16 protein-coding genes and 1 pseudogene are annotated in these 17,626 nt (G+C 68.9%); 12 read left to right on the top strand and 5 right to left on the bottom strand.

What is annotated here, in order from left to right:
- The first annotated feature begins 113 nt into the window (after window positions 1–113).
- Window positions 114–1,460: an NADP-specific glutamate dehydrogenase gene (gdhA, locus tag ACFLIT_RS05915; protein WP_479910275.1), complete on the top strand. Its 1,347-nt coding sequence runs from the start codon at window positions 114–116 to the stop codon at window positions 1,458–1,460.
- A 57-nt stretch (window positions 1,461–1,517) separates the two neighbouring features.
- Here the strand turns inward: gdhA and ACFLIT_RS05920 are convergent, their stop codons facing one another.
- Entirely contained in the window at window positions 1,518–2,582 is a 1,065-nt protein-coding gene (locus ACFLIT_RS05920) for a PA0069 family radical SAM protein (RefSeq protein ID WP_479910276.1), read from the bottom strand.
- 101 nt (window positions 2,583–2,683) lie between these two features.
- Here ACFLIT_RS05920 and ACFLIT_RS05925 point away from each other — a divergent pair, with 101 nt between their 5' ends.
- The 4 genes from ACFLIT_RS05925 (at window position 2,684) to ACFLIT_RS05940 (ending at window position 5,885) form a co-directional block, all read left to right on the top strand.
- A complete protein-coding gene (locus ACFLIT_RS05925) occupies window positions 2,684–3,982 on the top strand; it encodes an Hsp70 family protein (protein ID WP_479910277.1) in 1,299 nt (432 codons plus the stop codon).
- A gap of 77 nt (window positions 3,983–4,059) precedes the next feature.
- The gene (locus ACFLIT_RS05930; RefSeq protein ID WP_479910278.1) at window positions 4,060–4,515 is read left to right on the top strand and encodes a carboxymuconolactone decarboxylase family protein; all 456 of its coding nucleotides are present in this window, start codon (window positions 4,060–4,062) and stop codon (window positions 4,513–4,515) included.
- A gap of 4 nt (window positions 4,516–4,519) precedes the next feature.
- Window positions 4,520–5,398 (top strand): sigma-70 family RNA polymerase sigma factor, encoded by an 879-nt coding sequence (locus tag ACFLIT_RS05935; RefSeq protein WP_479910279.1) that lies wholly within the window; start codon window positions 4,520–4,522, stop codon window positions 5,396–5,398.
- A 31-nt stretch (window positions 5,399–5,429) separates the two neighbouring features.
- Window positions 5,430–5,885 (top strand): hypothetical protein, encoded by a 456-nt coding sequence (locus tag ACFLIT_RS05940; protein WP_479910280.1) that lies wholly within the window; start codon window positions 5,430–5,432, stop codon window positions 5,883–5,885.
- On the opposite strand, the gene ACFLIT_RS05945 is transcribed toward ACFLIT_RS05940, so the two are convergent.
- Window positions 5,882–7,582, bottom strand: coding sequence for a lytic transglycosylase domain-containing protein (locus tag ACFLIT_RS05945; RefSeq protein WP_479910281.1), 1,701 nt, complete (start codon window positions 7,580–7,582; stop codon window positions 5,882–5,884). The two genes, ACFLIT_RS05940 and ACFLIT_RS05945, sit on opposite strands and share 4 nt — an antisense overlap.
- A 55-nt stretch (window positions 7,583–7,637) precedes the next feature.
- Window positions 7,638–8,468 (bottom strand): uracil-DNA glycosylase, encoded by an 831-nt coding sequence (locus ACFLIT_RS05950; protein ID WP_479910282.1) that lies wholly within the window; start codon window positions 8,466–8,468, stop codon window positions 7,638–7,640.
- Window positions 8,469–8,579: 111 nt separating this feature from the next.
- Between ACFLIT_RS05950 and ACFLIT_RS05955 the strand changes: the two genes are divergently transcribed.
- From ACFLIT_RS05955 to ACFLIT_RS05970, 4 genes are all read left to right on the top strand, one after another.
- Complete coding sequence (locus tag ACFLIT_RS05955; protein WP_479910283.1) at window positions 8,580–10,241, top strand: electron transfer flavoprotein-ubiquinone oxidoreductase; 1,662 nt, start codon at window positions 8,580–8,582, stop codon at window positions 10,239–10,241.
- Between the two features lie 94 nt (window positions 10,242–10,335).
- Window positions 10,336–11,058, top strand: a complete 723-nt coding sequence (locus ACFLIT_RS05960) for a class I SAM-dependent methyltransferase (protein ID WP_479910284.1) — start codon at window positions 10,336–10,338, stop codon at window positions 11,056–11,058.
- Window positions 11,059–11,168: 110 nt separating this feature from the next.
- On the top strand, window positions 11,169–12,908 hold the full coding sequence (locus ACFLIT_RS05965; RefSeq protein ID WP_479910285.1) for a tetratricopeptide repeat protein: 1,740 nt from the start codon (window positions 11,169–11,171) through the stop codon (window positions 12,906–12,908).
- A 7-nt stretch (window positions 12,909–12,915) separates the two neighbouring features.
- A complete protein-coding gene (locus ACFLIT_RS05970; RefSeq protein WP_479910286.1) occupies window positions 12,916–13,776 on the top strand; it encodes a 4-(cytidine 5'-diphospho)-2-C-methyl-D-erythritol kinase in 861 nt (286 codons plus the stop codon).
- 62 nt (window positions 13,777–13,838) lie between these two features.
- On the opposite strand, the pseudogene ACFLIT_RS05975 reads toward ACFLIT_RS05970, so the two are convergent.
- Both ACFLIT_RS05975 and ACFLIT_RS05980 read right to left on the bottom strand, forming a co-directional pair.
- Window positions 13,839–15,239, bottom strand: a pseudogene (locus ACFLIT_RS05975) (ammonium transporter); the annotation flags it as partial.
- 67 nt (window positions 15,240–15,306) lie between these two features.
- A complete protein-coding gene (locus ACFLIT_RS05980) occupies window positions 15,307–15,645 on the bottom strand; it encodes a P-II family nitrogen regulator (RefSeq protein WP_479910287.1) in 339 nt (112 codons plus the stop codon).
- Between the two features lie 326 nt (window positions 15,646–15,971).
- On the opposite strand from ACFLIT_RS05980, the gene ACFLIT_RS05985 reads away from it, so the two are divergent.
- The 3 genes from ACFLIT_RS05985 (at window position 15,972) to ACFLIT_RS05995 (ending at window position 17,605) form a co-directional block, all read left to right on the top strand.
- A complete protein-coding gene (locus ACFLIT_RS05985) occupies window positions 15,972–16,286 on the top strand; it encodes a DMT family protein (RefSeq protein WP_479910363.1) in 315 nt (104 codons plus the stop codon).
- A 125-nt stretch (window positions 16,287–16,411) separates the two neighbouring features.
- Entirely contained in the window at window positions 16,412–16,798 is a 387-nt protein-coding gene (locus tag ACFLIT_RS05990; protein ID WP_479910288.1) for a hypothetical protein, read from the top strand.
- Window positions 16,799–16,885: 87 nt separating this feature from the next.
- On the top strand, window positions 16,886–17,605 hold the full coding sequence (locus ACFLIT_RS05995; RefSeq protein ID WP_479910289.1) for a fasciclin domain-containing protein: 720 nt from the start codon (window positions 16,886–16,888) through the stop codon (window positions 17,603–17,605).
- Window positions 17,606–17,626: the final 21 nt, after the last annotated feature.

Here is a 17,626-nt window from a genome sequence, read left to right on the forward strand (position 1 = left end):
GTGGCTCCGGTTACCTTCACAGTGACGTGAGGTGTTCTCCCTGGCATAGCCGCGCCGTCCTCGCATAGAACTGCCCGATTTTTAAGCGTTGCTGTCTGTTTTGGGGGCATTTTGTGAGTATCGACGAGAAGCTGGAGGCCGTCCTGGCCGAGGTCCTGCGCCGCAACGCCGGCGAGGACGAGTTCCACCAAGCCGCGCGCGAAGTTCTTGAAAGCCTGGGCCGGGTGGTGGCCAAACACCCGGACTACGCGGAGAATGCGCTGATCGAGCGGATTTGTGAGCCTGAACGGCAGATCATTTTCCGCGTGCCGTGGGTCAACGATCACAACCAGGTCCAGATCAACCGCGGCTTTCGCGTGCAGTTCAATTCGGCGCTCGGTCCCTACAAGGGCGGTATCCGTTTCCACCCCTCGGTGAACCTGGGGATCATCAAGTTCCTCGGTTTCGAACAGACCTTCAAGAATGCGCTGACCGGCATGCCGATCGGTGGCGGCAAGGGCGGCTCCGACTTCAATCCCCGCGGGCGTTCCGATGGCGAGATCATGCGCTTCTGCCAGTCGTTCATGACCGAGCTGCATCGTCACATCGGCGAATACACCGATGTGCCAGCCGGCGACATCGGCGTCGGCGGACGCGAGATCGGCTATATGTTCGGTCAGTTCAAGCGTCTCTCCAACCGCTACGAGGCGGGGGTGTTGACGGGCAAGGGGCTGGTCTATGGTGGTTCTCAGGCCCGCCGCGAGGCGACCGGCTATGGGGCGGTGTACTTCGTCGAGAGCATGCTCGAGCGCCGAAACGAAAGCCTCGACGGCCGGCGCGTCGTGGTCTCGGGCTCGGGCAACGTCGCCATCTATACGATCGAGAAGATGCAGCAACTCGGCGGGCGAGTGGTCGCCTGTTCGGATTCGAACGGCTATGTCGTGGACGAGGACGGCATCGACCTCGAGTTGGTGAAAGACATCAAGGAAGTCCGTCGCGGGCGGATTTCCGACTACGTGGAGCGTAAGGGCGGCGTTGCCCGCTACATCGAGGGTGGTTCGATTTGGAACGTGCCCTGCGAGGTTGCGATGCCGTCGGCGACCCAGAACGAGCTGACCGGCAGGGACGCCAAGACGCTGGTGGCCAATGGTGTGGTCGCGGTCGGGGAGGGCGCCAACATGCCGAGCACCCCGGAGGCTGTGAAAATCTTCCAGGCGGCGGGCGTCCTGTTCGCGCCCGGTAAGGCCGCAAACGCCGGCGGCGTCGCGACTTCGGCGCTGGAGATGCAGCAGAACGCTTCGCGCGACAGCTGGACGTTCGAGCAGACCGAGACGCGGCTGGCCGCCATCATGCGCGGCATTCATGACCGCTGCGCCGAAACCGCCGACGAATATGGCGCGCCCGGCGATTACGTTCTGGGCGCCAACATCGCCGGTTTCGTGCGTGTCGCCGAGGCTATGCGGGCGTTCGGCGTGATCTGACGGCGTCCACGCCTGCGGGCGATCCGCTCGTCTCCCTTCGTGGGAGGCGAGCGGGCCTCAGAACAGCCCCATCTGGTCGCCCGCCTTGGGCGGCACGCGGAATTTGGTCAGGTCGTAGGGTGGGGAACGGCGGTCGAGCCCGAACCGCTTGCGAGCCTTCTTGAAGCGTTCGGCGATCAGGTCGGCCACCGGGCCTTCGCCGCGCATGCGCTTGCCGAACTCGCTCTGATAGGCCGCTCCGCCGCGTGTCTGCCGCACGAGGCTCATCACCCTTCGGGCGCGATCCGGGTGATCGGTCTCCAGCCACTCGGCGAACAGGTCCTTGATCTCCAGCGGCAGGCGCAGCAGCACATAGTGCGCCGACATCGCACCGGCCTCGGCCGCCCGCTGCAATACCCCCTCCATCTCGTGATCGTTCAGGCCGGGGATGATCGGCGCGAACATCACATTGGTCGGAATCCCCGCCGCCGCCAGGCGCCGCACGGCGTCCAGCCGCCGCTCGGGCGTCGCCGCGCGCGGCTCCATGCTGCGCGCCAGCCTTCGGTCCAGGCTGGTGATCGAGACCGAGGCGTGCACCAGCCCCTCGGCCGCCATCGGACCCATCAGGTCGATGTCCCGCGTGATCAGCGCCGACTTGGTGATGATCGAAAACGGGTGCCGAAACCGGCTCAGCGTCTCGATCACCGCCCGCGTCACCCGCAACGTCCGTTCCACCGGCTGGTAGGGATCGGTGTCGCCGCCGATATGGATGGTCGAGGGCTTGTAGCGCGGGTTGGAAAGCTCCTTCTCCAGCAGCGTCCCGGCCTCCGGCTTGAAGTAGAGGCGGCTTTCGAAATCGAGCCCGGGCGAGAGGCCCAGATATGCGTGGGCTGGCCGCGCGTAGCAGTAAATGCAGCCGTGCTCGCACCCCCGGTATGGATTGATCGACTTGTCGAAGCCGATGTCCGGGCTGTCGTTGCGCGCGATCACCGTCTTCGACTTCATCGCACTGACCGTGGTGGTCAGCTTGGGCGGATCGACATCCTCAGGCGTCCAGCCGTCGTCGAAGCTTTCGCGCTGCCGGGCTTCGTAACGACTGGAGATATTGGACCGCGCGCCGCGGCCATTGGGTGGGAGGGCCATGGGGATTTCGTAACGCCCCCATTGGAACATAACAAGAACATTTGGCCTTTCGGTCGAGCCTGGGTTAGAAGCCGCGCCCCTCTCATTCCGCCCCGGCTCCCATGCAGACGATCGGCATCGATTTCGGCACCACCAACACCGTCGTCGCGCGCGGCGACGGGAAGGGCGGAGCGGGTCTGGTCGACTTCCCGGTCGGTGACGATCGCATCTTCGCTTTCCGTTCGGCCCTGTCGTTCTACGAGAACGCCGCGACGGCGTCGGGGCGGACCATCGAGGCCGGCCCCTTCGCCATCGACGCTTACATCGAGGATCCGGCGGGCACGCGGTTCATCCAGTCGTTCAAATCCTACGCCGCCAGCGCCCTGTTCACCGAAACCCGGGTCTTGAACCGCCGCTTCACGTTCGAGGATCTGCTCTCGGCCTTTCTGCTGAAACTGCGCGACCATGCCGAGGGCGCGCTGGACGACCTGCCGCCCCGCGTCGTCGTCGGCCGTCCGGTCACCTTCGTGGGCAGTTCGCCCGACGAACGCCTGGCCCTGACCCGATATCAGGACGCGTTCGCCCGCCTCGGCTTCACGGAAGTTCTCTACGCCTACGAGCCCGTCGCCGCGGCCTTCTTCTTCGCCCGCCAGCTCAAGGCCGACGCCACCGTCCTGGTCGCCGACTTCGGCGGCGGCACCTCCGACTTTTCCATCGTCCGCTTCGAGCGCCGCGGCGGCCTCCTGAAGTCCACGGCGCTGGGGAACGCCGGCGTCGGCCTGGCGGGGGACGCCTTCGACTACCGCATCATTGACCATCTGGTCTCGCCAGCCCTCGGCAAGGGCTCGGAGTACCGGTCGTTCGAGAAGATTCTACCGATCCCCAACCGCTACTACAGCGCCTTCGCCCGCTGGGAGCAGCTGGCCCTACTGCGCACCGCCAAGACCATGCGTGAGATCGAGAGCCTCGTGCGCTCCGCTCTGGAGCCGGAAAAGATCGCCCGCCTCGTCGAGCTGCTCGACGAGAATTACGGCTATCGCCTCTACCAGTCCGTCTCGCGGCTGAAGGAAGCCCTGTCCGGCGCCGAGACGGCGATGTTCGCATTCCGCGAAGGCGGCATCGTCATCGAACGCGAAGTGGAACGCGCCACCTTCGAGGGCTGGATCGCCCCCGAGCTCGCCGCCATGGCCGGCGCTGTCGACCAGGCCCTGGCCGCCGCCCGCTTGGGTCCGGGCGAGATCGACAAGGTCTTCCTCACCGGCGGCACGTCCTTCGTCCCCGCCGTCCGCCGCCTGTTCGTCGAGCGCTTCGGCGAAGGTAAGGTCGAGTCCGGCGGCGAACTGGTGTCCATCGCCACCGGCCTCGCCATGATGGCCGAAGAGCCGGACCTCGACGCATGGACGCAGCGGGCGCCCGGCTGAAGAAAATTCGCGGCCTCGTGTCACACGGCGCGCAGGCTCCTCGTCTTGGCTGCATCAACCCGCAAAGGAGATGCACGATGAGCCGCCTGAACCCCTGGATCGCCGCCCCCGCCGAGATGCAGCGCCTGGTCGACTACGCGATGGCCGGGAACGACGGCCTCGACCTCACGCTCAAGCACCTGATCACCACCCGCGCTTCTCAGATCAACGGCTGCGCCATGTGTCTGCACATGCATACCCAGGAGGCCCGCGCGCATGGTGAGCGCGAGGAGCGGCTGTATCTCCTGGACGCTTGGCGCGAAGCGGAAATCTACACGCCTCGAGAGCGCGCCGCCCTGGCCTGGACCGACGCCTTGACCAAGCTTCTTGAAACCGGCGTGCCGGATGAGGCCTATGCCGCCGTCACCGCCGAGTTCAGCGACGCCGAGGTCGTTCAGTTGACCATGCTGATCAACGTCATCAACGGGTTCAATCGGATCGGCGTCGGCTTTCGGCGTCCGCCGATGAAGGCCGCTCCAGCCAAGGCGGCTTGATCCGATGCCCGCGCAGGACGCCGCTCTCAGCTTCGATCCCCTGCGGCCGAAGCTCACCCGCATCGCCTACCGCATGCTCGGCTCGCTCGCCGACGCCGAGGACGTGGTGCAGGAGGCGTTCCTGCGCTGGCACGCCGCCGACCGGGCGGCGGTGGAGGAACCGGCGGCCTATCTCGCCCGCACCGTCACCCGGCTCTGCCTTGATGTGCTGAAGTCGGCCCGCCGCAAGCGCGAGGTTTATGTCGGCCCTTGGCTTCCCGAACCGGTCGTCGAGGCCGAACAGGAGGCCGAGATGATGGCTGACGATATCACCCTGCCGCTGATGCTGGCCCTCGACCGCCTGTCGCCGCTCGAACGCGCCGCCTTCCTGCTGCACGACGTGTTCGGCGTCTCGTTCGAGGAAATCGCCGAGACCTTGGATCGCGAGCCTGCCGCTTGCCGTCAGCTCGCCAGCCGCGCCCGCACCCACGTGCGCGCCGCCCGACCGCGTTTCCCTACCCCGCCGGAGCGCGGCATGCAGATCGCCGAGGCCTTCTTCGCCGCCTCCCGCACGGGCGACATGTCCAGCCTCCAGGCGCTGCTGGCCGAGGATGTGGCCATGTACACCGACGGCGGCGGCCTGCGCTCGGCCTTCTATCGCACGTTGGTGGGCGTCGACGACGTCATGACGGTCCACGCCGCCCTCTACGACCGGGTGTTCCTGCGCCTGGGCGGGTCTGAACTGGTGCGCTACGGCCTGATCAATGGCCTGCCGGGCTTCGTCACCCGCGAGCCCGACGGTCTGCTGCAGACCACCGCCTTCCTCGTCGAGGATGGCGGCATCGCCGCCATCTATGTGATGCGAAACCCGGAGAAGCTGTCGCGGCTCGAGGCGGGCGCTTGACCCCGGACCATGGCGAGGCTTGAAGCGCGGCATGCTCACCGTGCTGCTCGCCGCCGACGATCCCAAGGCCCTGGCGGAAACGCTCGAAGCCCTGGTGCCTTCCGCCGTCGACGGTCTGGTCCGCCAGGTCGTGGTCTCGGTGACGGATGAGCCGATCCTGACGCTCCTCGCCGAGGACGCCGGGGCCGAGCTCGTCTCCGGTCAAGGCTCCCTGGGCCGTCGCCTGGCCGCCGCGGCCGCTCCGGCCCGCGCCCCATGGCTGCTCGTCCCGGCGGCGCTGCCCGTCGACTGGCGTCCGCGCGTCGAGGCGCACTTCAACAAGGGCGGCCCGGCCCGTTTCGCAGGCCGTTTGTTGGAAGGGCTGTCAGGGCGGCCGCGCGGCCTGCTTCTGCCCCGAACGGCCTATGACGCCGCCGGCGGCTTTCGCGACGTTCCGGCGGCCGAGGTCGATCTCGTCAAGCGACTCGGCCGGATCGCCCGCCTCTAGCTGCCCGCCAGGCTGTAGGTCAGGCTGCTGGCCAGGATGCCGTCATCCAGGCGGAAATCGGCCAGCTTCTCGCCGGTCGCCAGGGCGTCCAGCGTCCTCGTCTCACCCCCGAACATTCGGCGATACTGCCAGTAGGCCGCCGCCACTCGCTCGACATAGTTGCGGGTTTCCTGCGCCGGCAGGCTTTCGATCAGCAGCAGGCTGTCGCAGTCCTCGCCGAGCTGGGCGACCGTCTTCAGCAGCACGCTCGGTCCGCCGTTGTAGGCCGCCACCGTCCGCAGCATGTCGTAGCCGCCGCCGGCGCCCGCCGCGAGACCACGCTCCATCAGCCAGGTGAAGTAGTCCTGCCCAACCCGCAGGTTGAACGCCGGGTCGAACAGCGGTGTCACGTCCGCCTTCAACTTGTCGTCGCCAGCCGCCCGGGCGGCCGCTTCCGGCATCAGCTGCATCAGGCCGACGGCGCCGGCGCCGGATTGGGCCAGCGGGTTGAACGCGCTCTCCTGGCGGACCAGGGCGTAGACCATGGCCTTGTTGATGGTGAAGCCGCCCATCGGGGTCAACTCCGGCGTGGGCAGGGACACCGGCGACGTCTGCATGGCGGGAAGCAGGCGCGGCGTCGCCGAGGCGGGGGCGAAGGTCGCGGGCTTCGCCCCCGGCGGGTCGAAGGCCTCGGCCAGCGCTTGCCAGCGCTCCCGCGCGCTGTCGGTCTTGGCTAGGGCCATGCCGATCTTGGCCTCGGCCCGGGCTTCGTCCTTGTGGCCGAGCTGGAACAGGGCTTCGGCGCGGTGGGCGCGCGCATCGGTCGGCAGGGCGACCATCGAGGTCGGAACAGCGGCGGGCGTCCGCATCGACGCCCGGGTGATCAGGTCGGCGATCGGATCCGATCCGAGGTTCAGCGCCGGCTGCAGAAGGGGGGCGGCCACGCTCGCGGCCTGCAGCGCCAACTGCCGCTCGGCGATCATGCCGTAGAAGGTGTGTGGCGCCTGGGCGGCGACGCGCAGGTAGTCGGTCGCGTCGGGCAGGCCCGCGACGCCGCCCGACCGCGCGGCCCAGTAGGCGGCGGCCGACCGCAGCCACGGATCCTCGCTGTTGTTGTCGGCGACGGCGCGGAAATAGCCGAAGGCGTCGGCCGGGCGCGACAGGCGGAAGGCGGCCAGCCCGGCGATCCAGCGTTCCCCGGCGGCGGAGGCCAGGGTCAGGGCGCGGCGGACGTCGCCGGAATAGTATGCGTCTCGGGCGGCCTGGGCGGTGTTGACCTTGCGAGCCTTGCCGCCCTTTTTGGTCGAGACCTTCGGGCTCGCCTCGGCCTTGTCGGCGGCGGCGAGGGCGGCGACGAACAGCGGCGTCTTCGGGGCCGCGACGCCGCTCGGCTTGCGGCGCACCGCCAGGGCGTGGATGCGGTCGGCTCCCGCTTCGTCGCCGTGCTCCTTGAGCCAATTCGTCAGCTCGGCGTAGGTCGCGCTGTGGCGCGGGTGCATGAGCCGCGCATAGTCCAGGCTGCCGGCCAGCGTTGGATCGCTCACCTTGGCGAGGCGGTCGTCCATCGTCGCGAACTCGCCCTTGTCGGCCGCCTCGTACGCCTGGCTGTAGAGCTTGATGTCGGCCGCGCTCAGCGGCGCCGGGAGATCGGCGGCGAGCGCGGGCCGGCCAAGCGCCAAAACGGCGACGGCGGCGGTGAGGGCGGCGGCAAGCTTCAAAATGTTCGCCTGCGCGGCGAACCCGCGCAGTCCCATCCCGACGAAGAGGCGAGTCCTAGTGGGGCCGGGAGGGGCGATCAAGCCTCTCGGTCAGGGTCAGCAGGTCCGCCCACGCCTTCTTCTTGGCGGCAGGTTGTCGCAGGAGGAAGGCCGGATGCAGCGTCGGCAAGGCGGGCAGGGCGTGGCCATCGCCGTTTTCCGCCTTCCAGTCGAACCAGCGCCCGCGCAGCGACAGGATTCCCTCGTCGACCTTGAGCATCGCCTTGGCCGAGGCGCCGCCGGCGAACATCAACATCTGCGGCTTCACCAGTTCGATGGCCCGCTCCACGAACGGCGCGCAGACCGCCTGCTCCGCCGCCGTCGGGGTGCGGTTCCCCGGCGGCCGCCAGAACACGGTGTTGGTGATGAAGACGCGATCTTCCAGCCCGGCCGCTTTCAGCATCCGATCAAGCAGTTGGCCGGCGCGGCCGACGAACGGCTTGCCCTGGCGATCCTCGTCGGCGCCCGGGCCTTCGCCGATGATCATCAGCTCGGCGTTCGGATTGCCCCGCGCGAACACCGCCTGGGTCGCGCCCTCACGCTTCAGCCCGCAGCCATCGAAGGCCGCGATGGCGTTGGCCAGGGCTTCCAGGTCGCCGGCCGCCTCCGCCAGGGCGCGGGCCTCGGCCAGGCCGGCGGCGATGTCGGGCGCCGGCGCGGCGACGCGTCCGCGACCGACGGGGGAAGGCGGCGGCGCCGGCGCCGGCCGCGCCGTCAGTCGCGCCTTGCCCTCGGCCACCCGGTCGATGGGCGCATCCGCATAGGCCGCGTCGACCCCCGCCTCGGCCCAGAAGGCGAGCAGGCTTTCGACGGCCTTCAGGTCGGCCTGGGGATCGGCGGCGGTCATCGTCGCCAGTATGCCGTGGCGCCCGCGTCGCCGCCACCTCCGCGACGACTCTCGTCATCGGCCGCGTGGCGGCGTAACCATGGCGCCAGTAGGGACTCGAAAGGCGGGCAGATGAGTGACGGCGTTGAACGCGAGGCCATGGAATACGACGTGGTCATCGTCGGCGCCGGTCCAGCCGGGCTTTCGGCCGCCATCCGTCTGAAGCAGCTCAACGCCGACCTGACCGTCGCGGTGGTCGAGAAGGGCTCCGAGGTCGGCGCCCATATTCTCTCCGGCGCGGTGATCGACCCCAAGGGCCTAAGCGAACTGTTCCCCGACTGGAAGGAGCGGGGCGCGCCCCTGACCACACCGGTCACCAAGGATCGTTTCCTCGCCCTCGGCCCGCAGGGCGAACTCAACATTTCCTGGCTGCCGATGCCGCCGTTGATGAGCAATCACGGCTGCTACATCGGCTCCCTCGCCAACCTCTGCCGCTGGCTGGCCGAGCAGGCCGAGGCCCTCGGCGTCGAGGTCTACCCCGGCATGGCCGCCTCCGAGGCGGTCTACGATGAGGCGGGCGGGTTCAAGGGCGTCGTCGCCGGCGTGTTCGGCATCGCCAAGGACGGTCATCACAAGGGCGATTACCAGCCGGGGCTCGAACTGCACGGCAAGTATGTGCTGATCGCCGAGGGCGTGCGCGGCTCCTTGGCCAAGCAGATCATCGCCCGGTACGAACTCGACAAGGCCTGCGAGCCGCAGAAGTTCGGCATCGGCATCAAGGAGATCTGGCGCGTTCCGGGCGCCAACTTCCGACGCGGCCTCGTCCAGCACTCGTTCGGCTGGCCGCTGGACAACAAGACCGGCGGCGGCAGCTTCCTCTACCACTTCGACGACAACCAGGTGGCCATCGGCTACGTCGTCCACCTCAACTACGCCAACCCCTGGCTCTCGCCCTTCGACGAGTTCCAGCGCTTCAAGCACCACCCCTCGATCGCGCCCCACCTCGAAGGCGGCGAGCGCATCGCCTACGGGGCCCGCGCCATCACCGAGGGCGGCTACCAGTCGGTCCCCGAGCTGACCTTTCCGGGCGGCGCCCTGATCGGCTGCTCGGCCGGGTTCGTGAACGTGCCGCGCATCAAGGGCAGCCACAATGCGATGAAGAGCGGCATGCTCGCCGCCGAGGCGGTGGTGGCCGCCATCGCCGAGGGCCGCTCGGGCGACCGGCTCGTCGCCTACCAGAAGGGTGTCGAGACCTCGTGGATCGCCAGCGACCTCAAGCGCGTCCGCAACGTCAAACCGCTGTGGTCGAAGTTCGGCACCGTCCTCGGCGTCCTGCTCGGCGGCGTCGACATGTGGTGCACCACTCTGCTCGGGGGCTTTTCGTTCCTCGGCAGCCTGAAGCACGGCAAGACCGACGCCGCCTCCACGGGCCTCGCTAAGGACTTCAAGCCGATCGTCTACCCGCGCCCGGACGGCAAGCTGTCGTTCGACAAGCTCTCCAGCGTCTTCCTGTCGGCCACCAACCACGAGGAAGACCAGCCGGCGCACCTGAAGCTGAAGGACCCGTCGGTCCCGATCGACGTCAACCTGCCGAAATATGGCGAGCCCGCGCGGCTCTACTGCCCGGCCGGGGTGTACGAGGTGCTCTACGACGCGGCGGGCGCCAATCCGCGGTTCCAGATCAACGCCCAGAACTGCGTCCACTGTAAAACGTGCGATATCAAGGACCCGTCGCAGAACATCGTGTGGACGACGCCCGAGGGCGGCGGCGGGCCGAACTACCCGAACATGTGAGGCCGATCCGTCGCGCTTATAACCATAAGCTATGGCGCCCCGCCGGTTTCTCGTTAAAGCTGCCGGCAGGGAAGAACCTCAGGGAGCGCCTCGAATGCGCATCGCCATCGCCCTGGCCGCCGGCCTCTTGGCCACCGCCAGCCTCTCCACTCTTTCGTACGCCCAGTCGCCGTCCGCGGCGGTCACGGCCGCCGTCGCCGACGCCGGCCGCACCGACGCCGAAAAGGCCCGTGACGAAGGCCGCAAGCCGGCCCAGGTCGTCGCCGTCGCCGGTGTGAAGGCCGGCGACAAGGTGGGCGAACTCGCCCCCGGCGGCGGCTACTACTCCAAGATTCTGGCCAAGGTGGTCGGCCCCACCGGCAAGGTCTACGCTTTCAACTCGCGTCCCGCTTCGCCGGCCTACCAGGCGTTGCTGACCGCCAATCCGAACGTCGTCCTGAGCCAGGTGCCGAACTATGTCGAGCTCAAGGCGCCGGAGCCGCTCGACGTGGTGTGGACCACCGAAAACTACCACGATTTCAAGAACAACGGCGGCGACACCGCGGCCGTGAACAAGGCCGTCTTCGCGGCCCTCAAGCCGGGCGGCGTCTACTTCATTACCGACCACAACGCTCCGGGCACGGGCGTCTCGGCCACCAGCACCCTGCACCGTATCGACGTCGAGGCGGTGAAGGCCGAGGTCCTGGCCGCCGGCTTCACCCTCGAGACCCAGAGCAATGTCCTGGCCAACCCCGAGGACAAGCACACCAGCTCGCCGGGCCAGGAGCCGGGCGATTTCTCCGACCGCTTCGTCCTGAAGTTCCGCAAGCCGCGCTAAGGCTTGTTCCCCTGCCGACCGCCCGCTTCGGCCATCGCCGGGGCGGGCGGTTCTGCGTCCATGCTGGGGCGCTCTTGCCGCACGCAGCGAAAGCGCCCAGTTTGCTGGCCATGCGCGCTCTGAAAGCCCTGTTGCTCGCCGCTCCCGTGCTCATGCTGGGAGCCTGCGCCACCGCCACCCCGCCCGCCGAGACCGCGGCGCTCGTTCTGCGTCCCACCCAAGGCGTCGAGGGGCCTCGCGCCGGGGGCAGCCCGTTCGGCCTGTTCCTCGCCGGGCAGGCGGCGCTCAACGATGGCCGCGCCGACACGGCCTCCGCCTATTTCGGCCGCGCCGACATGGTGGGGTCCGACGCTTCCGAAATCCGCCAGCAGGCCTTCACCACCGCCGTCCTGGCCGGGGAGATCACCCGCGCCTCGGCCCTCGCGCCGACGGACCCCGACGCGCCGCCGATCGTCGAGCGGCTTGGTCGCCTCGTGCGCGCGGTCGAAGCCTTGGCCACCGACCATCCCAAGGACGGCCGCGCCCTGCTGGCCGAGCCGCTCGGCCCGCCGGTGCGCCGCGCCGCCGCCTTGCTGACCCCGTTCCTGGCCGCCGCCGCCGGTGACTCCGAAGGCGCGGTCGCCGTCAGCGACGTGCGCAACGACCGCATTCTCGAGGTCTTCGGCAAGCTGGGTCAGGCCCAGATGTACGAGCGCGCGCGCCGCTACGACGAGGCTGAGACGAATTACAAGGCGGTGATCAGCGCCGGCTTCGGCACGCCGCTGTTCCCACTCGACTACGGCGGATTCCTCGAACGTCGCCGCCGCTGGAACGACGCCCTCGCGGTCTACGACGCGGCGCTGGCCCAGGCCCCCAACGACACTGAGGTGCGCCTCGCCCGCGACCGCGCCGCCGCCCGCAAGGCGGCCCCTCCCGCGCCGACGCTGAAGCAGGGCGCCGCCCGCGCCCTTATCGCCGCCGCGGCGGGCGCCATGGCCGATCGCCAGGGACAACTCGCCCAGGCCTATCTGCAGTTGGCCCTCCGTCTCGAGCCCACCCGCGAGGAAGCCTCGATCCTGCTCGGCGACGTGCTGGCCGGCGCCGACGATCCGGAAGCCGCGCGCGTGGCCTACGCCCGCATCCCGGCCAAATCGCCGTCCTACATCTCGGCCCGCACCAAGCTTGCCTGGACCTATCAGTCGGCCGACGACAGCGAGACCGCCATCCGCCTCGCCGAGGAAACCCTGAAGACCGCGCCTCGCGACCGCCTGGCCGTCTCCACCCTGGCCGACCTCCTGCGCGCCAACGAGCGTTACGCGGAATCCGCCGCCGTGCTGAATCCGATCATCCCGGAAAAGCCCGCTGCCGGTGACTGGCGCCTGCTCTACATGCGCGGCATCGCGCTGGAGCGCTCCGGACGGACGGCGGATGGCGAGAAGGACCTGGTCGCGGCCCTGGCGCTGCGGCCCAACGAGCCGGAACTGCTCAACTACCTCGGCTACATGTGGATCGATCGCGGCGACCACCTCGATGAGGCGCAGAAGATGATCGAAAAGGCCCTGGCGACCAATCCACGCTCGGGCGCGATGATCGACAGCCTGGCCTGGGCCTACTACCGCCGCGGCGACTACGCGACGGCCGTCACCAAGCTGGAGCAGGCGGTCGAGCTCGAACCCGCCGACCCGGACGTCAACGATCACCTGGGCGACGCCTACTGGCGCGTCGGCCGCCGCACGGAGGCCGAGTTCCAGTGGCGCCGGGTGTTGAGCCTGGAGCCCACCGCCAAGCAGAAGGTCGATGTCGAGGCCAAGTTGGCGAATGGCCTCGGCCCCAGCGGTCCGGCCCAACGGCCCACCGTCGCCGGCCGCTGAGCCGATCGTGTCCGCCGTCGGGCTCGAAACCTTCGCTCCGGCGAAGCTGAACCTCTATCTGCACGTCGGGCCGCCGGGGGCGGACGGCTTCCATCCCCTCTCCAGCCTGATGGTCTTCGCCGACGTCGGCGACCGCCTGCGCCTGGAGCCGGCCGACGCCGTCTTCTTCGCCGCCGAAGGTCCGTTCAGCCGTTTCACGCCGATGGACGAGGGCAATCTCGTCGTTCGCGCCGCCCGCGTCGTCTGGCCGGAAGGCCGCACCGGCCGCCTGGTGCTCGACAAGCAACTGCCCATCGCCGCCGGTCTTGGCGGCGGCTCGGCCGACGCGGGGGCGACCCTTCGCCTGCTGCGCCAGGCCTTCGATCTGCCGCTCGACGACGCGGCGCTCGAAGCCCAGGCGGCTGCCCTGGGGGCGGACGGCGCCGCGTGCCTGTGGGCGCGGCCGGTGATCGCCGAGGGCAGGGGCGAGCGCCTCTCGCCGGCCCCCAGCCTCCCCACGCTCGACGCCGTGCTGGTCAATCCCGGCGTCCCGTCGCCGACCGGCGCCGTCTATCGCGCCTACGACGCCGCCCCGCGCGACGATCGTCGCGCCGAAGCCCCCGCAGCCTTCGCGAGCGTCGCCGAGGTGGCCGCATGGCTGGCCGGCGCCCGCAACGATCTGGAAGCCCCGGCCGTCGCCCTCACGCCGGCGATCGGCGAGACGCTCGCCATCCTCGCCGCCGAGCCCGAGGCCTTGTTCGTCCGTATGTCCGGCTCGGGCGCAACCTGCTTCGCCCTCTGCGGGGACCGCGCGGCCGCTGAGCGTTTGGCCGCCCGTCTGGCCCAAACCCACCCCGCCTGGTGGGTGCGCGCTGCGCGCCTCGGCTGACACAAAAAAAAGGGCGCGGAGATCGAAACCCCCGCGCCCAAGGATCGAATGATCCGATACGCTTACATGTGGTAGGCGCGCTCGCCGTGTTCGACGATGTCCAGGCCTTCTTCCTCGGTTTCCTTCGAGACGCGCAGGCCCATCAGCACCTTGATCAGGTAGAAGACGATGGCCGAGGCGATGGCCGACCACAGGATGGTGACGCAGACGCCCTTCAGCTGCGCCAGCACCTGCGTGCCGAAGCTGTAGACCGCGTTGTCGCAGGTGGTGATGTCGCCGTCCTTGGCGCAGGTCGTGTAGTCCACGATGCCGGCGCCGCCGAGGGCGGGGTTCACCAGGATGCCGGTCATGATCGCGCCGAAGATGCCGCCGATGCAGTGGATGCCGAAGGCGTCCAGGCTGTCGTCGTATTTCAGGGCGTTCTTCACCACGGTGCAGAAGAAGATGCACAGTGGGCTGACCAGCAGGCCGAGGACGATCGAACCGACCGGGCCGGCGAAGCCGGCGGCGGGGGTGACCGCCACCAGGCCGGCCACGATGCCCGAGGCCAGGCCCAGGGCCGAGGCCTTCTTGTGGGTGAACATTTCCACGGCCATCCAGGAGAAGCCGGCGGCGGCGGTGGCGACGAAGGTGTTGATCATGGCCAGCGAGGCGTAGCCGTTGGCTTCCAGGTTCGAGCCGGCGTTGAAGCCGAACCAACCCACCCACAGCAGACCGGCGCCCACCATCGTCAGCGTCAGCGAGTGGGGCGGCATGGCTTCAGTCTTGTAGCCGGTGCGCTTGCCGAGGATCAGGGCGCCGACCAGGGCGGCGATACCGGCGTTGATGTGCACCACGGTGCCGCCGGCGAAGTCGAGGGCGCCGAAGCTCCAGATCAGGCCCGACTGGATCGGGTCGTTCGGGTGCAGGGCCACGGCGTCCGGACCCGACCACCACCAGACCATGTGGGCGAGGGGGTAGTAGGAGAGCACCGGCCACAGCACGGCGAAGACGCAGACGGCGCCGAACTTCATCCGCTCGGCCACGCCGCCCAGCACCAGCGCCGCGGTGATGCAGGCGAAGGTCATCTGGAAGCAGATGAAGGTCAGTTCCGGAATGACGACGCCGGTCGAGAAGGTGGCGCCCATGCTGGCGGGGGTCACGCCGTTCATGAACAGACGACCGAAGCCGCCGACGAAGCTGTCGGCCGCGCCGCCGTCGGTGAAGGCGAAGCTGTAGCCCCACAGCACCCAGGCGATCATGCCGATCACCGTCACGGCGCCGACCTGCATCAGCATCGACAGCATGTTCTTGGTGCGCACGAGGCCGCCGTAGAACAGCGCCAGGCCCGGCAGGATCATCAGCAGGACCAGCAGGGTCGAGACCATCATCCAGGCGTTGTCGCCCTTATCCATCGCGTCGGTGATGGTGGGCGCCGCGTCCTGCGCGAAGGCCAGCACCGGGGCGGCGAGCGCTGCGAGCGCTCCCAATCCCGACAAGGCCGTAAGTTTGTTGAGTTTCATCAGCTAAATCCCCTTGTCCCCGATGTCGTTAGAGCGCTGCGGCGCCGGTTTCGCCGGTGCGGATCCGCACGGCTTCCTCGACGCTCAGCACGAAGATCTTGCCGTCGCCGATCTTGCCGGTGGCCGCCGCGGCCTTGACCGCCTCGACCGCCTTGGCGGCGGCGGCGTCATCGACCACCGCCTCGAGCTTTACCTTCGGCACGAAGTTCACCTGGTACTCGGCGCCGCGGTAGATTTCGGTCTGGCCCTTCTGGCGGCCGTAGCCCTTCACTTCCGAAACCGTCAGGCCTTCGATCCCGGCCGCGACGAGGGCTTCGCGCACCTCGTCGAGCTTGAAGGGTTTGACGATCGCAACGATCAATTTCATTCGACTGCTCCTCGCGGGCCCGAGGGCCGCGTCCCCGTTTGTTGGTCGATCCACACCGAGCGCGGCTGGCTCGGACACGCCGGGATCAACCGCTTGGCCAAGCTATCGGCAGGGGACGTGGGGGCAGGGGGCGGCGTTTAGGAATCCTTCAAGATTGAGGCGGGGCTGCACAAAGAGCGGTCAGTTCGTACTCGGCCGGCCTAAATCTTGGGCGAAACGGCCGTCGAGCGGGCGTGGCCGGGCGACCGCGGCCGCGCTAGCCTGGAGCGTTCGATTGGGGGAGGGCGGCCGTGGGGCCCATATCGCCGAAGCTTGCGCCAGTGCTGATGCTCCTGGCGTCCAACGTGTTCATGACCTTCGCCTGGTACGGGCACCTGAAGCACCGCGCGGCGGCCCTGATTCCGGTGATCCTGATCAGCTGGCTGATCGCCTTGCCGGAATACGCCCTGGCCGTGCCGGGCAACCGCATCGGGGCGAGCGTCTATTCCCCGGCTCAGCTCAAGACGATCCAGGAAGTCATCACCCTCACCGTCTTCGCCGTCTTCTCGGCCACCTACCTGGGCGAGCCGGTCAAGGTTTCGACTCTCCTCGGCTTCGGCCTCATCGCCCTCGGCGCCGGGGTCGTGTTCCTCGGAAAGTAACCCGAGATTAGCTTCACGAAGTCGTGATCCTGGGCAACCTCGGGCGCCGGTGGCGCGTACTCGGAGGGCCTCCGTACGGACGCCGATCCGCGCCCGCCAACCCGGAAAAGCCCTTGAGGACCGCCATGACCCCCACCCGCATCATTCTCGGCGCCGTAGCCGCCGTGACCCTGGGCGCCGCCGCCGCCCACGCCCAGGACGCCATGACCCCGCCGCCGGCCCCGTCGGCCGACACCGCCGTGAATCCGCCCGCCGCCACGGCTCCCGCCGCCGAAGATCGCAGCGCCGCGCCGATGGCCCCGATGGCTTCGGAAACCCCGGCCGCGCCCTCCGCCTCGGCCATGGGCGCCGACGCCTCGACCACCGTCAGCAGCAGCGCCACCCCCGTCGCCGGTTCGGTCACCGTCACGACCCTGACCAATGGCCCGGTGCCGGACACCGCGGAGAACCGCGCCAAGTACGGCGACCCCATGTCCCGCGCCGGAAAGATGACTCGCGCCGCGGGCAACTGATAAGAGGATCCGGTCGAGGACCCAGAGCTTCCGGGGGTCGTGGCGCAGGTCGCGACCCCCTCTGCTTGTAAAAAGGAAAAGAGATCGATGCTGAAACGCCTGTTCGCCACCGCCGCCGTCATGAGTTTCGTCGGTGGCGTCGCTTTTGCTCAAACCCCCGCCGCACCCGCCGCGCCGCCTGCCGCCGATCCGGCGCCGGTCGCGGCTCCGGCTGTTCCGTCCGGTCCGCCGGTCGTCGCCGCCGGCGATCTGGTGGCCACCGCCAAGGCCTCTGGCCAGTTCACCATCCTGCTGAAGGCGCTCGACGCCGCCAACCTGACCGCTGTTCTGCAGCGCAACCCGAACCTCACGTTGTTCGCCCCCACCGACGCGGCGTTCAACACTCTGCCGGCCGGCACGCTCGACATGCTGATGCAGACCGACAACGCTCCGGTTCTGCAGAAGCTTCTGACCTATCACGTGATCAACGCCCCGGTAGATTCCACCAAGATCAAGGGCGCCAAGGGCGGCGTGAAGACCGTTGAGGGCGCTGAAGTCCAGCTCGACGGCTCGGGCGACGCGCTGCTGGTCGATGGCGCCACCATCACCCAAGCCGACGTGCGCGCCACCAACGGCACCCTGCATGTCATCGACAAGGTGTTGATCCCTAGCGACGTGCCGCAACTGGCCTCAGCGGCCACGGCCTCGGCGGCGACGGCCTCGGCAGCCACCGGCACGGCGGCTCCGACCTCGGCCGTGGCTCCGACCGGCGCCCCGCAGTCGACCGCCCCGGTCAACACCCCGGCGCCCGGCGCGGCCGCTCAATAAGTCGCACTCGCCTGCATAAAC

Source organism: Caulobacter sp. HJHS_5 (assembly GCF_056683955.1).

Bases quoted from the DNA above. Each gene is read 5' to 3' on its own strand.
- ACFLIT_RS05920 (WP_479910276.1), bottom strand. From the start codon at position 2,582: ATGGCCCTCCCACCCAATGGCCGCGGCGCGCGGTCCAATATCTCCAGT.
- ACFLIT_RS05925 (WP_479910277.1), top strand. From the start codon at position 2,684: ATGCAGACGATCGGCATCGATTTCGGCACCACCAACACCGTCGTCGCG.
- ACFLIT_RS05930 (WP_479910278.1), top strand. From the start codon at position 4,060: ATGAGCCGCCTGAACCCCTGGATCGCCGCCCCCGCCGAGATGCAGCGC.
- ACFLIT_RS05935 (WP_479910279.1), top strand. From the start codon at position 4,520: ATGCCCGCGCAGGACGCCGCTCTCAGCTTCGATCCCCTGCGGCCGAAG.
- ACFLIT_RS05940 (WP_479910280.1), top strand. From the start codon at position 5,430: ATGCTCACCGTGCTGCTCGCCGCCGACGATCCCAAGGCCCTGGCGGAA.
- ACFLIT_RS05950 (WP_479910282.1), bottom strand. From the start codon at position 8,468: ATGACCGCCGCCGATCCCCAGGCCGACCTGAAGGCCGTCGAAAGCCTG.
- ACFLIT_RS05955 (WP_479910283.1), top strand. From the start codon at position 8,580: ATGAGTGACGGCGTTGAACGCGAGGCCATGGAATACGACGTGGTCATC.
- ACFLIT_RS05960 (WP_479910284.1), top strand. From the start codon at position 10,336: ATGCGCATCGCCATCGCCCTGGCCGCCGGCCTCTTGGCCACCGCCAGC.
- ACFLIT_RS05965 (WP_479910285.1), top strand. From the start codon at position 11,169: ATGCGCGCTCTGAAAGCCCTGTTGCTCGCCGCTCCCGTGCTCATGCTG.
- ACFLIT_RS05980 (WP_479910287.1), bottom strand. From the start codon at position 15,645: ATGAAATTGATCGTTGCGATCGTCAAACCCTTCAAGCTCGACGAGGTG.
- ACFLIT_RS05985 (WP_479910363.1), top strand. From the start codon at position 15,972: ATGCTCCTGGCGTCCAACGTGTTCATGACCTTCGCCTGGTACGGGCAC.
- ACFLIT_RS05990 (WP_479910288.1), top strand. From the start codon at position 16,412: ATGACCCCCACCCGCATCATTCTCGGCGCCGTAGCCGCCGTGACCCTG.
- ACFLIT_RS05995 (WP_479910289.1), top strand. From the start codon at position 16,886: ATGCTGAAACGCCTGTTCGCCACCGCCGCCGTCATGAGTTTCGTCGGT.